Source organism: Streptomyces sp. NPDC030021 (assembly GCF_055574035.1).
Genome location: NZ_JBVIAH010000008.1, coordinates 320,404 through 335,000 on the forward strand (window position 1 = coordinate 320,404; position 14,597 = coordinate 335,000).

Sequence of the window (14,597 nt, forward strand, 5' to 3'; positions counted from 1 at the left end):
CTCAAGCCTCCTCTCGGTCACTGTCAGCATTCGTCCCGCCACTGACAATCAGCTCCCGCTCGGTGCGGGACCGCCTGCGCGGTACGGGTGCCAGGTGCTGGCCGGGCTTCGGCGGTACGGGGAATCCGCCCGCCAGCGGGTCGAAGGGATCGGCGTCGTGGACCGCCTCGGCGGCCGCCGTCTTCTTCTCCCGCTTGTCGCGGAAGACGTCCGCGACGAAGGAGAGCAGCAGGATCGCCACGACGGCGCCGCCGACGTAGAGGACGATCTCGCTGAAGTCGTACGCCTCGTTGCGCAGCGCCCGGACGGTGGCCACCAGCATCAGCCAGACCACCGAGACGGGGATCAGGACCTTCCAGCCGAGCTTCATCAGCTGGTCGTAGCGCACGCGTGGCAGTGTGCCGCGCAGCCAGATGAAGAAGAACAGCAGCAGCTGCACCTTGAGGACGAACCAGAGCATCGGCCACCAGCCGTGGTTCGCACCCTCCCAGAAGGAGCTGATCGGGTACGGGGCCCGCCAGCCGCCCAGGAAGAGGGTGACCGAGACCGCCGAGACGGTGACCATGTTGACGTACTCGGCCAGCATGAACAGTGCGAACTTGATGGACGAGTACTCGGTGTTGAAGCCGCCGACCAGGTCGCCCTCGGACTCCGGCATGTCGAAGGGGGCGCGGTTCGTCTCGCCGACCATCGTGACGACGTAGATGATGAAGGACACCGGCAGCAGGACGATGAACCAGCGGTCGGCCTGGGCCGCGACGATCGCCGAGGTCGACATCGACCCGGAGTAGAGGAAGACCGAGGCGAAGGCCGCGCCCATCGCGATCTCGTAGGAGATCATCTGCGCGCAGGAGCGCAGGCCGCCGAGGAGCGGGTAGGTGGAGCCGGAGGACCAGCCCGCCAGCACGATGCCGTAGATGCCGACCGAGGCCACCGCGAGGATGTAGAGCATCGCGATGGGCAGGTCGGTCAGCTGCATCGTGGTGCGCTGGCCGAAGATGGAGACCTCGTCGCCCGGGGGCCCGAAGGGGATCACCGCGATGGCCATGAAGGCCGGGATCGCCGCGATGATCGGGGCCAGGACGTAGATGACCTTGTCGGCCCGCTTGACGATCAGGTCTTCCTTGAGCATCAGCTTCACGCCGTCGGCGAGCGACTGGAGCATGCCCCAGGGGCCGTGCCGGTTCGGGCCGATGCGCAGCTGCATCCAGGCGACGACCTTGCGCTCCCACACGATGGAGAACAGCACCGTCACCATCAGGAAGGCGAAGCAGAACACCGCCTTGACGACCACGAGCCACCAGACGTCCCGGCCGAACAGGGACAGGTCCTCGGCAGCGAGTTGAACGGTGTTCACGCGCCCACCTCCGCAGTGGTGTCGCCTGCGCCGGCCGGGGTCGCCGGGCCGATGCGTACGAGGGTGCCCGGGCGGGCGCCGGCGTCGGCGAGGACGCCGGAGCCGGTGGAGTTCAGCGGGAGCCAGACCACGCGGTCGGGCATCTCGGTGATCCGGAGCGGGAGTTCCACGGAGCCGGCCGGGCCGGTGACCGCGAGGACGTCGCCGTTCTTGACGCCGGTCTCGGCGGCCGTGGCGGCCGACAGCCGGGCACTCGCCTCGTGCCGGGTGCCGGCCAGGGCGTCGTCGCCCTCCTGCAGCCGGCCGAGGTCCAGGAGGAGCCGGTGGCCCGCGAGGACCGCCTCGCCGGCGCCCGGGCGGGGCAGCACCGCCGTGTCCGCGCTCTGCTCGGCGGCCCGCTCCCCGGCCCACGGGCCGAGCCGGTCGATCTCCCGGCGTACGGCGTGTACGTCGGGCAGTGCGATCGGCCGGTCGGCGGCGTCGGCCAGCATGTGCAGCACGCGGGCGTCGGCCGGGGCGAGCCGGCGGGTCATCTGGTCGGGCTTGAGCGCGGCCTCGAACGGCCTGACCCGGCCCTCCCAGTTGATGAACGCGCCCGCCTTCTCGGCCACCGCGGCGACCGGGAGGACCACGTCCGCGTGGTCGGTGACCTCGCCGGGCCGCAGTTCCAGGGAGACCACGAAGGCCTCCTGGAGGGCGGTCCGCGCGCGGGCCGGGTCCGGCAGGTCGGCGACCTCGACGCCCGCGATCAGCAGGGCCGAGAGCTCCCCGGTCGCCGCGGCCTCGACGATCTGGCCGGTGTCGCGGCCGTAGCGGTGCGGGAGTTCGTCCAGACCCCAGGCGGTGGCGACCTCGTCACGGGCCCGCGGGTCGGTGGCGGGGCGGCCGCCCGGCAGCAGGGACGGCAGCGCGCCCGCCTCGATGGCGGCCCGCTCACCGGCCCGGCGCGGGATCCACACCAGGGTGGCCCCGGTGACCCCCGCGGCCCGTACGGCGGCGGTCAGCGCGCCCGGCACCCCGGCGAGGCGCTCCCCGACGAGGATGACCGCGCCGGGCAGCCGCAGCGCCTCGGCGGCTTCGGCGCCGCCGGTCTCCAGGCCCGTCCGGGAGGCCAGCGCGTCGAGCCACTCGGGCTCGGTGCCGGGGGCGGCGGCCAGCAGGCGGCCGCCGGCCTTCTCCAGGCCGCGGGTGGCGAAGGGAGCGACGGCGAAGGTCCGCTGCTTGTGCTTGCGGTGGGCCTTGCGCAGCCGCAGGAAGACGCCCGGGGCCTCCTCCTCGGTCTCGATGCCGGCGAGCAGCACCGCGGGGGCCGCCTCCAGGGCGGTGTACGAGAGCCACTGCCCGCCGAGGTCGACCCCGTACCCGGCGACCTCCGAGGCCAGGAACTCGGCCTCCTCCGCGCTGTGCACGCGGGCCCGGAAGTCGATGTCGTTGGTGTCGAGCACCACCCGCGCGAACTTGGCGTACGCGTAGGCGTCCTCGACGGTGAGCCGGCCGCCGGTCAGCACCCCGGCCCGGCCGCGCGCGGCGGCGAGTCCGTTCGCCGCGGCCTGCAGGGCCTCGGGCCAGCTCGCCGGCTCCAGCACCCCGGCGGCGCTGCGCACCAGCGGGGTGGTCAGCCGGTCCGGGCGTTGCGCGTAGCGGAACCCGAAGCGGCCCTTGTCGCAGATCCACTCCTCGTTGACCTCGGGGTCCTCGGCGGCGAGGCGGCGCAGCACCTTGCCGCGGCGGTGGTCGGTGCGGGTCGCGCAGCCGCCCGCGCAGTGCTCGCACACGCTCGGGGAGGAGACGAGGTCGAAGGGGCGGGAGCGGAACCGGTAGGCGGCCGAGGTGAGGGCGCCGACCGGGCAGATCTGGATGGTGTTGCCGGAGAAGTACGACTCGAAGGGGTCGCCCTCGCCGGTGCCGACCTGCTGGAGCGCGCCGCGTTCCAGCAGCTCGATCATCGGGTCGCCGGCGATCTCGTTGGAGAAGCGGGTGCAGCGCGCGCACAGCACGCACCGCTCGCGGTCCAGCAGCACCTGGGTGGAGATCGGGACCGGCTTCTCGTAGGTGCGCTTCTTGCCCTCGAACCGCGATTCGGCGTTGCCGTGGGACATCGCCTGGTTCTGCAGCGGGCACTCGCCGCCCTTGTCGCAGACCGGGCAGTCCAGCGGGTGGTTGATGAGCAGCAGCTCCATCACCCCGCGCTGGGCCTTGTCGGCGACCTCGGAGGTCAGCTGGGTCTTGACGACCATGCCGTCGGTGCAGGTGATGGTGCAGGAGGCCATCGGCTTGCGCTGGCCCTCGACCTCGACGATGCACTGGCGGCAGGCGCCGGCCGGCGAGAGGAGGGGGTGGTCGCAGAACCGGGGGATCTCGATGCCGAGCTGCTCGGCGGCCCGGATGACGAGGGTGCCCTTGGGCACGGACAGTTCGACCCCGTCGATGGTCAGCGAGACGGTGTTCTCCGGTGGAACCGCCGCTCCGCCCCCGGAGGCCGCTGGAGTGGTGACGGTCATGCGTTCACCTCCGTGTCGGCCCAGAGGGTCGACTTCCTGGGGTCGAAGGGGCAGCCCTTGCCCGTGATGTGCTGCTCGTACTCCTCGCGGAAGTACTTGAGCGAGGAGAAGATCGGGCTGGCCGCGCCGTCGCCGAGCGCGCAGAAGGACTTGCCGTTGATGTTGTCGGCGATGTCGTTCAGCTTGTCGAGGTCGGACATGACGCCCCGGCCGGCCTCGATGTCGCGGAGCAGCTGGACCAGCCAGTACGTGCCTTCGCGGCACGGTGTGCACTTGCCGCAGGACTCGTGGGCGTAGAACTCGGTCCACCGGGTCACGGCCCGCACCACGCAGGTCGTCTCGTCGAAGCACTGCAGTGCCTTGGTGCCCAGCATCGAGCCGGCGGCGCCGACGCCCTCGTAGTCGAGCGGGACGTCGAGGTGCTCGTCGGTGAACATCGGGGTGGAGGAGCCGCCCGGGGTCCAGAACTTCAGCCGGTGCCCGGGGCGCATGCCGCCGCTCATGTCGAGGAGCTGGCGCAGGGTGATGCCGAGCGGAGCCTCGTACTGGCCGGGGCCGACGACGTGCCCGGAGAGCGAGTACAGCGTGAAGCCGGGGGACTTCTCGGTCCCCATCGACTTGAACCAGTCCTTGCCCTTGTTCAGGATCGCGGGAACCGAGGCGATCGACTCCACGTTGTTGACGACAGTGGGGCACGCGTAGAGCCCCTCGACCGCCGGGAAGGGGGGACGCAGCCGGGGCTGGCCGCGCCGGCCTTCGAGGGAGTCGAGCAGCGCCGTCTCCTCGCCGCAGATGTACGCGCCCGCGCCCGCGTGCACCGTGATGTCGAGGTTGCGCCCGGTGCCGTCGATGTCCTTGCCGAGGTATCCGGCCGCGTACGCCTCGCGCACAGCCTCGTGCAGGCGCCGCAGGACGGGCACCGTCTCCCCGCGGAGGTAGATGAAGGCGTGCTCCGAGCGGATCGCGTAGCAGGCGATGATCATTCCCTCGATGAGGGAGTGCGGGTTGGCGAAGAGGAGGGGGATGTCCTTGCAGGTTCCCGGCTCCGACTCGTCCGCGTTCACGACGAGGTAGTGCGGCTTTCCGTCGCCCTGCGGGATGAACTGCCACTTCATTCCGGTGGGGAAGCCCGCGCCGCCGCGTCCGCGCAGACCCGAGTCCTTCACGTAGGCGATGAGGTCGTCCGGGGTCATCGCGAGCGCCTTGCGCAGGCCCTCGTACCCCTCGTGCCGCCGGTAGGTCTCCAGCGTCCACGACCGTGGCTCGTCCCAGAAGGAGGACAGCACGGGGGCGAGGAGCTTCTCCGGGCTGGTCCCTCCGCCGGTCGCCGGGTGGGAGGTCCCCCCATTGCCCCCGTTGCTCAGTTCGGAAGACACCGACATCACTCCCCTCCCTCGGTGGTGGCCTCGCCGCGCGGGTGGACGATCGGGGTGTGCGCGGACTCGCCGCGCGCGATGCGCAGCCCGATCAGGGAGGCGGGGCCGGCGCCGCCGGTCGCCTCGACCGCGCCCTCGCGCTCGTCCGGGAAGCCGGCCAGGATCCGGGCGGTCTCCTTGTACGTGCACAGCGGCGCGCCCCGGGTCGGCGAGACCTCGCGGCCGGCCAGCAGGTCGTCGACCATGGCCTTGGCGGACTGGGGGGTCTGGTTGTCGAAGAACTCCCAGTTGACCATCACCACGGGGGCGTAGTCGCAGGCCGCGTTGCACTCGATGTGTTCGAGGGTGACCTTGCCGTCGGGGGTGGTCTCGTTGTTGCCGACCCCGAGGTGCTCCTTGAGCTCCTCGAAGATGGCGTCGCCGCCCATCACCGCGCACAGGGTGTTCGTGCAGACGCCGACCTGGTAGTCGCCGGAAGGCTTGCGGCGGTACATCGTGTAGAAGGTCGCCACGGCCGTGACCTCGGCGGTGGTCAGGCCCAGTACCTCGGCGCAGAAGCGGATGCCGGTGCGCGAGACGTAGCCCTCCTCGGACTGGGTCAGGTGCAGCAGCGGCAGCAGCGCGGAGCGGCTGTCGGGGTAGCGGGCGATGACTTCCGTGGCGTCGGCTTCGAGGCGCTCGCGTACCTCCGCCGGAAAGTCGGGGGCGGGCAGCTGGGGCATGCCCAGCGCGACCCCTTGGTTCGAAGGACTGGCGGTCATCGGTCGACGCCTCCCATCACGGGGTCGATGGAGGCGACGGCGACGATGACGTCGGCGACCTGGCCGCCCTCGCACATCGCGGCCATGGCCTGCAGGTTGGTGAAGGACGGGTCGCGGAAGTGGACCCGGTAGGGGCGGGTCCCGCCGTCGGAGACGACGTGCACGCCGAGCTCGCCCTTGGGGGACTCGACGGCCGCGTACGCCTGCCCGGCCGGTACCCGGAAGCCCTCGGTCACCAGCTTGAAGTGGTGGATGAGGGCCTCCATGGAGGTGCCCATGATGTTCCTGATGTGGTCGAGCGAGTTGCCGAGGCCGTCGGGGCCCATCGCGAGCTGCGCGGGCCAGGCGATCTTCTTGTCGGCGACCATCACCGGTCCCGGCTCCAGGCGCTCCAGGCACTGCTCGACGATCCGCAGCGACTGGCGCATCTCCTCCAGGCGGATCAGGAACCGCCCGTAGGAGTCGCAGCTCTCGGTGGTCGGCACGTCGAACTCGTAGTTCTCGTAGCCGCAGTACGGGTCCGACTTGCGCAGGTCGTGCGGCAGGCCGGCGGAGCGCAGGATCGGGCCGGTGGCGCCGAGCGCCATGCAGCCGGTGAGGTCGAGGTAGCCGACGTCCTGCATGCGGGCCTTGAAGATGGGGTTGCCGGTGGCGAGCTTGTCGTACTCCGGCAGGTTCTTCTTCATGGTCTTGAGCAACTCGCGGAGCTGGTCGACGGCGCCCGGGGGCAGGTCCTGGGCGAGGCCGCCGGGGCGGACGAACGCGTGGTTCATGCGCAGTCCGGTGATCAGCTCGAAGACGTCGAGGATCAGCTCGCGGTCGCGGAAGCCGTAGATCATGATCGTGGTCGCGCCCAGCTCCATGCCGCCGGTGGCGATGCACACCAGGTGGGAGGAGAGCCGGTTGAGCTCCATCAGCAGGACGCGGATGACGGTGGCGCGGTCCGGGATCTGGTCGGTGATGCCGAGCAGCTTCTCGACGCCGAGGCAGTACGCCGTCTCGTTGAAGAACGGCGTCAGGTAGTCCATGCGCGTCACGAAGGTGGTGCCCTGCGTCCAGTTCCGGAATTCGAGGTTCTTCTCGATGCCGGTGTGCAGGTAGCCGATGCCGCAGCGGGCCTCGGTGACCGTCTCGCCGTCGATCTCCAGGATCAGGCGCAGCACTCCGTGGGTGGACGGGTGCTGCGGACCCATGTTGACGACGATCCGCTCGTCGTCGGCCTTGGCCGCGGACTGGACGATCTCGTCCCAGTCGCCGCCGGTGACGGTGTAGACGGTGCCCTCGGTCGTCTCGCGAGCGGAGGCGTGGTTTGACGTGGACATCAGCTGTACGACCTCCGCTGGTCGGGAGCCGGGATCTGGGCGCCCTTGTACTCGACGGGGATGCCGCCGAGCGGGTAGTCCTTGCGCTGCGGGAAGCCCTGCCAGTCGTCCGGCATCATGATCCGGGTGAGGGCCGGGTGCCCGTCGAAGATCAGGCCGAAGAAGTCGTACGTCTCGCGCTCGTGCCAGTCGTTGGTCGGGTAGACGGCGACGAGCGAGGGGACGTGCGGGTCGCTGTCCGGGACGGACACCTCCAGCCGCAGGATCCGGCCGTGCGTGAGCGAGCGCAGGTGGTAGACGGCGTGCAGCTCGCGGCCCTTGTCCCCGGGGAAGTGCACGCCGGAGACGCCGGTGCAGAGCTCGAAGCGCAGGGCCGGGTCGTCACGCAGGGTGCGCGCGACCCGCACAAGGTGTTCGCGGGCGATGTGGAAGGTGAGCTCGCCCCGGTCGACCACCGTCTTCTCGATGGCGTTCCCGGGGACCAGGTCCTGCTCCTCCAGGGCGCCTTCGAGCTCGTCGGCCACCTCGTCGAAGTAGGAGCCGTACGGCCGGCTCGTCGCGCCCGGCATGGCCACGGTCCGCACGAGGCCGCCGTAGCCGCTGGTGTCGCCGCCGCCCGCGGCACCGAACATGCCCTTGCGGACGCCGATGACCTCGGGGCCCTGGGCGCGCGGCGCAGGGACGTTGCTGCCGTTCTCCGGCTCTTGGGTCTCGCTCACCGGAGCAGCCCCTTCATCTCGATGGTGGGGAGGGCCTTGAGGGCCGCCTCCTCCGCCTCACGGGCCGCTTCTTCCCGGTTCACGCCGAGCTTGGAGCCCTGGATCTTCTGGTGGAGCTTGAGGATCGCGTCCATCAGCATCTCGGGGCGCGGCGGGCAGCCGGGCAGATAGATGTCCACCGGGACGATGTGGTCGACGCCCTGGACGATCGCGTAGTTGTTGAACATTCCGCCCGAAGATGCACAAACCCCCATGGAGATGACCCATTTGGGAGCGGGCATCTGGTCGTACACCTGCCGCAGCACCGGCGCCATCTTCTGGCTGACCCGCCCGGCCACGATCATCAGATCGGCCTGGCGCGGGGAGCCGCGGAAGACCTCCATGCCGAAGCGGGCCAGGTCGTACCGGCCCGCTCCGGTGGTCATCATCTCGATGGCGCAGCAGGCCAGACCGAAGGTCGCCGGGAAGACGGACGACTTGCGCACCCATCCCGCGGCCTGTTCGACGGTGGTCAGCAGAAAGCCGCTCGGCAGCTTCTCTTCCAGTCCCATGGAAAATTCAGCCCCTCAGTCCCATTCCAGGCCGCCGCGGCGCCACACGTAGGCGTAGGCGACGAAGACGGTGAGCACGAAGAGCAGCATCTCGACGAGCCCGAAGATCCCCAGGGAGTCGAAGGTGACGGCCCAGGGGTAGAGGAAGACAACCTCGATGTCGAAGACGATGAAGAGCATCGCCGTCAGGTAGTACTTGATGGGGAAGCGGCCACCGCCGGCCGGCATCGGCGTCGGCTCGATGCCGCACTCGTAGGCTTCAAGCTTTGCCCGGTTGTACCGTTTTGGACCGATCAGCGTGGCCATGACCACGGAGAAGATCGCAAACCCTGCGCCGAGGGCGCCGAGCACGAGGATGGGCGCGTACGCATTCACGCTCCTCGCTCCTTCCAGTCGTCCTTGACCGTTGGACCGCCGCCGCGTGCGCCGCCTCGCGAAGATCACGCTTTCGATCAAGCGCTTGCATGTGAGGCAGTTCACAAGCCGGACTGGTGCGCATCTTATGCCTGCTCGTCTGTGATCTGCGACACGGGTTGCAACACCGAGTTTGTGATCTCCACCACCTGACGAACGATCATGAAGTCCGATGAGTGGTGATCTTCATACGCGAAGCATCCGCATGGTCACCAAAGGTGACATTCGAGCCCGTTACCGCAGGTAGAAGGCGGCTCGCCCTATCAAACGATGCTCCGTGCGAGCAAATTGGCAGGAGGGGTGCGGGGATGATAAAGGGATCGGCGTCCCCCGGGCGGGGGAGCCCATGTGTACGGAGGTGGACGCGGGGCAGACGCGGGGGTGGATGCGGACCGGACGGGAGTGCCGGCGAGGGGCGCGGGACACCCCGAGGGGCACACCGACGCCCGCACCGCCGGCGGCCCGGGGGACCGCGCGAGCGCGTGCATCCGTTCACGAACCTCTCGGCACGTTCACAGGAAGGTCACGGGAGGGGCACAGCGTCCGCATGGCGTGACGTTGCTGTGACCTGCGCCACTCTGAATCGAGCCTTCCGAAAGAGGGCTTGGCCATCTGTGCGGAGTGATGGTAGGTCAAGGATCAATTCGGACTTAATTCCGAAACCCCATGATCACAGCCTCGTGAAGGCCTGTCCGATTCGCCCGTTACGGCGTCAATAAGAAGCTGAGCGCGCCCGGTTCGCGCCTTTCTCGCGCAACTGTGGCGCAACCCACGTTTCTTGAAGGGAACCCGGGCACCCTGATAGCGGTTGTCCTCATGTCCCACACCGCTCACATACCCAGCCACCGGAAGCCCCGCCGAAGCGCCTCGAAGCTCGCGGTCCGCGCCGGAGTTGCCGGTGGCGTCCTCAGCACCCTGGCCATGGCCGGCACCGCGAGCGCGTCCCCGTCCGCCGAGCCCGTGGCCGAGACGACGCTCGAAATGCCGGTCCTCAACCTGGACCTGGGCGCCGACGTCTCCTCCGCCGTCACCGTGGCCGCCGAGAACACCCGCCTCGCGGCCGTCGAGGGCGAACTGACCGCCCAGGAGGAGAGCGCCCGTACCGGCGCCGCCGCCGAGGCGAAGCAGGCCAAGGAAGAGGCCCAGAAGAAGGCCGACGCCGAGAAGGCCGAGAAGACGGCGAAGGAAGAAGCCGTCCGCAAGGCCGAGGCCGAGCGCTCCAGCCGCAGCTCCGGCTCCGAGCGCACGACGCTCAAGAGCACCGCCGCCCCGCAGGGCACCGGCACCGTCTCCGCCCCGGCCACCGGCTCCGCCGCGGCCATCGTCAACTTCGCCCGCGCGCAGGTCGGCAAGGCGTACGTGATGGGCGGCACCGGCCCGTCCTCCTTCGACTGCTCCGGTCTCGTCCAGGCCGCCTACCGCCAGGCCGGCATCAGCCTGCCGCGCATGTCCCAGGCGCAGTCCTCGGCCGGCACCTCGGTGTCGCTGAGCGCCCTGCAGCCGGGCGACATCCTGTACTGGGGCTCCAGGGGCAGCGCGTACCACGTCGCCATCTACGTCGGCGGCGGCAAGTTCGTCGGCGCGCAGAACCCCAGCACGGGCATCGTCGAGCGCAACCTCAGCTACGACAAGCCGACGGGCGCCGTCCGCGTCCTCTGAGCACCGCTCAGTCCACGGCACCAGGCACGGCCGAGAGTCGGTACTCCCCCGCTCGGGGGTGGAGTACCGGACTCTTGGGCCGTTCTTGGCGTTTCCCGGGGCCCCAGGGCGTGTCCCCGGGCCCCAGGGCCCTTCTCAGGCCAGCGAGGCCGCCAGCTTGAAGCGGGCCTCCCGCTGCTTCTTGTAGAGCGCGAGCGTCTCGGCGTGCTCCTCGACGAGCCGCTCCTGGTACGCCTTCTCGACCGCGCCCCAGATGCCGACGAGGTTCACCTCGCGCTTGCACGCGACATCGGCCTTGGCCGCCGTCACGGCCTTCGGACCGCCCTTGTCGTCCTGCAGACCGAGCTTCTCCACGACGTCGTACGGCGATTCGATCCCGGCGTATCCCGATTTGTCCATGCATGACGACCACTTCTTGAGGGCGTCGACGACCCGGGAGTCCTGCCGGGAGCGGTCGTGCGCCTCCGAGGCCAGCCCGAACGTGAACAGCAGGTCCACGCTGTCCTTGGTCGGGGCGTACAGCTTGCGGTACCCCTCTCGCCCGCACCCGCCGGCCGGCACCTGCTGCCCGGCCGCCGTCAGGCCGCTGTCCACCAGCGCGGCCTCCTCCTCGGTGCTCGCGTCGGGAGCCTTGCCGCCCTGCGCCCCGGGCTGCTCGCCGTTCATCACGACGTACGCGCTGTCGCTCAGCGGCGGCGCAGCGGGCTTCGCCGGGCTCCCCTCCCCCGCGGACCTGTCGTACCCGTGGGCCGCCGCGTACGCCGGATCGGCGAGGCCGAAGAGGTACTCGTGCCGGTCCTCGGCCCCGGCTCCGGGGGCCTCGGCCGAGCGCACGCCCTCGTAGGTGAACCCGTAGCGGGCCATGCACCGGGAGACCAGGGCCTGCTGGACCTGGCCCATCCGGATCCGCTCGGCCCCGGTGTCCGTGTACGCGTCCATCGGGAGGGACAGCGTGGCCGTCGCCGGGTTCACCTCGACGGGGCCGAGCTCCGGTTCACCGCCCCCGGAGCCGCCGGTCCCGGCGCAGCCGGCCAGGAGGGCGGCCGCCAGCAGGACGGCGGCCGGGGCGGCGGCCGGGGCGGACCGGCGGCGCCGGGAGGTGTTCATCGCGTGGAACTCCTTCTGCCGGATCCGGATTACGGGTGGAGGGTGTACTTGGCCGAGCTGATCTTGTTCTTGAAGTTGGCGGAGGCGTTGCCCGCGTAGTTCGACGGGATCTCTCCGACGTTGCCGCCCAGGTCCTTGTCGGTGCCGACCTTCCAGGCGTAGATGTCCCGGTTCCGGTAGGACTCGGTGGTGTCGTTGATCCAGTTCCCGCTGGCCGAGCAGGAGCCCTGGTACTTGTCGTCGCTGAAGTTCAGGTCATTCGTCACCAGGTCGAAGACACAACCGGACTGGTTCTGCCAGTAGAAAAGCCCGAACTCCTGGTTCTCCAGATTTCCGTCGCGCCCCCAGGCGCCCGCCGGACCCGCGGTTCCCAGCAGAATGGCACCGGCCGAAACGGCGGCGACGCAGCCGGCGGTCAGCTTGCGCATTGCGTTGTCCATCACGCTTACCTCACTCTTCGGGTGGAAATCGGGGTGTTCGGGGCGGACCGGTGTCGAGTATTTCGGCCCGGCGGGGATTCAACATCGAACCCCGTGTCGATTCAAGCTTCTTCTCAGCTGATGGACAGTCATTTCTGTTGTCCGATAGGTAACTTGTCGCCACCGGCCACAGGTATCTACTATCTGGCGCGCGCCCTCCCCCACCCGTCGAACGGATGCGCGTAATCCACTCCAACCGCCGCAAGGGAAGCCCGTCGTGCACGCGAGATATGTGACCCCGCTCCTTCTTCTGTGCATTTCACTGACGGGATGCGCCGGCGGCGACAAAGAACCTGTGGCGAGCGACAGTCCGCCTCCCACCGCGGATGAAATCGCGTACTACGACTGCCTGAAGAAGCAGGGCGTGGCGATCGTTTATACGGACTACGGCGCTCCGCGCGAGGACAAGTCGAAGCCCTGGAACGACGAGGCGCACAAGACCTGCGCACCGATGCTGCCGCCCCCGCCGAAGCCCCGGCCGGCCGACCCCGCCCGGATCGCCGCCGCGCAGAAGGAGTCCGCGTGCCTGCGGGCCGAGGGCATCTCCTGGTACCCGGACCCGGACCCGGTCACCGCCGGGATCGACGATCGCAAGGGCACTCCCGAACAGTGGAGCTCGCTCAAGCGCGACCACCTCGACGCGTTGAAGAAGTGCCGGCCGGAGAGATGAGCGGAGCGGAGCAGGTCGTGGAGCACACCGAGGCCCCGGCGGCCCCCGAGGACGACCACGGCGGACTCGCGCGCGGGCGGCGCGTGGTGCTCGCGGTCGTCGGCGGGGCCGCGCTGATGGCGGTCGGCGGACTGCTGGCGACCACGCTGGTGAAGTCCCCCGCGCAGGTGGCCGCGGAGACCGGCCCGCCCGCGCAGGGGGCCCTGACCGCGGACGTCGAGCGGCGGGTGCTCGCGCAGACCGTGGTCATGCGCGGGACGGTGGTCGCCGACCAGAGCGTCGCCGTGTCCCCGCAGGGTGTGCGCTCCGGCGAGGGGACGGGCGCGGCCCTGGTGACCAAACTGCCGCTGAAGGCCGGGGACCCGGTCACGGCGGGGCAGTTGCTCGCCGAGGTGTCCGGGCGGCCGGTGTTCACCCTGCACGGCGCTCAGCCGATGTACCGCGACCTCAAGCCCGGGGCCACCGGCGACGACGTCGCGCAGCTGCAGCAGGCACTGCGCGAGCTCGGGCACGGCACCGTCGGCGACGCGAAGGGCGTCTTCGGGGCCGGTACGAAGGCCGCGCTCGCCGCCCGCTACCGGGCCATCGGGTACGAGCCGCTGCCCGCGGTCGCCGACGGGGGCGCGGCCCTGAAGTCGGCGCGGGAGGCCGTGCGGTCCGCCACGTGGGCCGTGGAGGACGCGAGCAGCCCCACCGGCCCGGTGGGCGCGCCCGCGGAGGGCGGGTCCGGCAAGGGCGGGGCCACGCCGGTCCCCGGCGCGACAGCGAGCCCCGGCGCCGGCTCCGGCTCAAGCTCCGGCCCCGGCTCAAGCTCCGGCTCCGGCTCCGGCTCCGGCTCCGGCTCAAGCTCCGGCCCCGGCTCCGGTTCAGGCCGCGAGCTCGCGCGGGCGCGGCAGGCCCTCGGCGAGGCCCGGGCCGCGCTCGCGGCCGCCGAGGCCGCCGACGGGCCGATGCTGCCCACCGCAGAGACCGTGTTCCTGGGTTCCTTCCCGGCCCGCGTCAGCTCCGTCGGAGCCCGCGCGGGCTCCCCCGTGGCCGGGCCGGTGCTCACGCTCTCCGGCGGGGAGCTCGTCGTCGAGGCCTACCTCAAGGACGACAAGAGGCAGCTGCTGCGTGCCGGGATGACCGTGGTGATCTCCTCCGAGCTCTCCGGCACCGATGTCCGCGGCAAGGTGGCGGTCGTCGCCACCGAGCGGTCCGCCGCGCAGCCCGCCGGACCGCAACCGCAGCAGGACCCCGGCCAGAACCCCAAGGGCGGCGGGAGCGGCGCCACGGGCGGCGGGGGCGCCGACCTCGGCTACCGGATGGTGGTCAGCGCCGACCAGCCGCTGCCCGCCGGCTTCGCCGGGCAGGACGTCCGGCTGACCATCGAGTCCGCCGCCACCGACGGCGAGGCGCTCGTCGTCCCGGTCACCGCCGTCTCGGCGGGCGCTGACGGACGTACGGTCGTCACCGCCGTGTCCGCCGAAGGCACCCAGCGGCGCATCGAGGTGCGGACCGGCACCAGCGGCGACGGCTTCGTGGCCGTCACCCCGGCCCAGGCGGGCGCCCTCGCGGCCGGGACCAAGGTGGTGATCGGGGTCGCACCCCGCGAGACCCGGGGGAAGACCAAGTGAGGCTCCTGTCCCGGAAGCCGCGGCGGTCCCGGCGGTCCCCGCAGTCCTCCGGCGGCGAGGGCGGC

General features: G+C 70.7%; 13 protein-coding genes. 3 read left to right on the forward strand and 10 right to left on the reverse strand.

Going from position 1 to position 14,597, the window contains the following annotated elements:
- Position 1 precedes the first annotated feature (1 nt).
- From nuoH to ACZ4YL_RS18810, 8 genes are read right to left on the reverse strand one after another with little or no spacing between them, the layout of a single operon-like run.
- Positions 2-1,357: an NADH-quinone oxidoreductase subunit NuoH gene (gene nuoH, locus ACZ4YL_RS18775; protein ID WP_468117635.1), complete on the reverse strand. Its 1,356-nt coding sequence runs from the start codon at positions 1,355-1,357 to the stop codon at positions 2-4.
- On the reverse strand, positions 1,354-3,858 hold the full coding sequence (locus ACZ4YL_RS18780; RefSeq protein ID WP_468117637.1) for an NADH-quinone oxidoreductase subunit G: 2,505 nt from the start codon (positions 3,856-3,858) through the stop codon (positions 1,354-1,356). The genes nuoH and ACZ4YL_RS18780 overlap by 4 nt, the downstream gene beginning before the upstream one ends.
- Positions 3,855-5,240, reverse strand: a complete 1,386-nt coding sequence (nuoF, locus tag ACZ4YL_RS18785) for an NADH-quinone oxidoreductase subunit NuoF (protein ID WP_468117639.1) — start codon at positions 5,238-5,240, stop codon at positions 3,855-3,857. The genes ACZ4YL_RS18780 and nuoF overlap by 4 nt, the downstream gene beginning before the upstream one ends.
- The gene (nuoE, locus tag ACZ4YL_RS18790; protein WP_468117640.1) at positions 5,240-5,995 is read right to left on the reverse strand and encodes an NADH-quinone oxidoreductase subunit NuoE; all 756 of its coding nucleotides are present in this window, start codon (positions 5,993-5,995) and stop codon (positions 5,240-5,242) included. Before nuoE ends, nuoF begins: the two co-directional genes overlap by 1 nt.
- The gene (locus tag ACZ4YL_RS18795) at positions 5,992-7,317 is read right to left on the reverse strand and encodes an NADH-quinone oxidoreductase subunit D (protein WP_468117642.1); all 1,326 of its coding nucleotides are present in this window, start codon (positions 7,315-7,317) and stop codon (positions 5,992-5,994) included. The genes nuoE and ACZ4YL_RS18795 overlap by 4 nt, the downstream gene beginning before the upstream one ends.
- Positions 7,317-8,036: an NADH-quinone oxidoreductase subunit C gene (locus ACZ4YL_RS18800; RefSeq protein WP_468117644.1), complete on the reverse strand. Its 720-nt coding sequence runs from the start codon at positions 8,034-8,036 to the stop codon at positions 7,317-7,319. The genes ACZ4YL_RS18795 and ACZ4YL_RS18800 overlap by 1 nt, the downstream gene beginning before the upstream one ends.
- Positions 8,033-8,587, reverse strand: coding sequence for a NuoB/complex I 20 kDa subunit family protein (locus ACZ4YL_RS18805; RefSeq protein WP_007265818.1), 555 nt, complete (start codon positions 8,585-8,587; stop codon positions 8,033-8,035). Before ACZ4YL_RS18805 ends, ACZ4YL_RS18800 begins: the two co-directional genes overlap by 4 nt.
- Before the next feature lie 15 nt (positions 8,588-8,602).
- Entirely contained in the window at positions 8,603-8,962 is a 360-nt protein-coding gene (locus ACZ4YL_RS18810) for an NADH-quinone oxidoreductase subunit A (RefSeq protein ID WP_030010013.1), read from the reverse strand.
- Between the two features lie 855 nt (positions 8,963-9,817).
- On the opposite strand from ACZ4YL_RS18810, the gene ACZ4YL_RS18815 reads away from it, so the two are divergent.
- The gene (locus ACZ4YL_RS18815; RefSeq protein ID WP_468117646.1) at positions 9,818-10,660 is read left to right on the forward strand and encodes a C40 family peptidase; all 843 of its coding nucleotides are present in this window, start codon (positions 9,818-9,820) and stop codon (positions 10,658-10,660) included.
- Positions 10,661-10,795: 135 nt separating this feature from the next.
- Here the strand turns inward: ACZ4YL_RS18815 and ACZ4YL_RS18820 are convergent, their stop codons facing one another.
- Positions 10,796-11,767, reverse strand: a complete 972-nt coding sequence (locus ACZ4YL_RS18820; protein ID WP_468117647.1) for a hypothetical protein — start codon at positions 11,765-11,767, stop codon at positions 10,796-10,798.
- A 29-nt stretch (positions 11,768-11,796) separates the two neighbouring features.
- A complete protein-coding gene (locus tag ACZ4YL_RS18825) occupies positions 11,797-12,207 on the reverse strand; it encodes a hypothetical protein (RefSeq protein ID WP_468117649.1) in 411 nt (136 codons plus the stop codon).
- A gap of 334 nt (positions 12,208-12,541) precedes the next feature.
- Between ACZ4YL_RS18825 and ACZ4YL_RS18830 the strand changes: the two genes are divergently transcribed.
- Complete coding sequence (locus ACZ4YL_RS18830; protein ID WP_468117650.1) at positions 12,542-12,916, forward strand: hypothetical protein; 375 nt, start codon at positions 12,542-12,544, stop codon at positions 12,914-12,916.
- Entirely contained in the window at positions 12,913-14,532 is a 1,620-nt protein-coding gene (locus ACZ4YL_RS18835) for a peptidoglycan-binding protein (RefSeq protein ID WP_468117652.1), read from the forward strand. Before ACZ4YL_RS18830 ends, ACZ4YL_RS18835 begins: the two co-directional genes overlap by 4 nt.
- Positions 14,533-14,597 lie beyond the last annotated feature (65 nt).

Excerpts from the sequence above, each read along its gene's own strand:
- ACZ4YL_RS18780 (WP_468117637.1), bottom strand. The coding sequence starts at position 3,858 with ATGACCGTCACCACTCCAGCGGCCTCCGGGGGCGGAGCGGCGGTTCCA.
- nuoF (WP_468117639.1), bottom strand. The coding sequence starts at position 5,240 with ATGTCGGTGTCTTCCGAACTGAGCAACGGGGGCAATGGGGGGACCTCC.
- nuoE (WP_468117640.1), bottom strand. The coding sequence starts at position 5,995 with ATGACCGCCAGTCCTTCGAACCAAGGGGTCGCGCTGGGCATGCCCCAG.
- ACZ4YL_RS18795 (WP_468117642.1), bottom strand. The coding sequence starts at position 7,317 with ATGTCCACGTCAAACCACGCCTCCGCTCGCGAGACGACCGAGGGCACC.
- ACZ4YL_RS18805 (WP_007265818.1), bottom strand. The coding sequence starts at position 8,587 with ATGGGACTGGAAGAGAAGCTGCCGAGCGGCTTTCTGCTGACCACCGTC.
- ACZ4YL_RS18815 (WP_468117646.1), top strand. The coding sequence starts at position 9,818 with ATGTCCCACACCGCTCACATACCCAGCCACCGGAAGCCCCGCCGAAGC.
- ACZ4YL_RS18820 (WP_468117647.1), bottom strand. The coding sequence starts at position 11,767 with ATGAACACCTCCCGGCGCCGCCGGTCCGCCCCGGCCGCCGCCCCGGCC.
- ACZ4YL_RS18825 (WP_468117649.1), bottom strand. The coding sequence starts at position 12,207 with ATGGACAACGCAATGCGCAAGCTGACCGCCGGCTGCGTCGCCGCCGTT.
- ACZ4YL_RS18835 (WP_468117652.1), top strand. The coding sequence starts at position 12,913 with ATGAGCGGAGCGGAGCAGGTCGTGGAGCACACCGAGGCCCCGGCGGCC.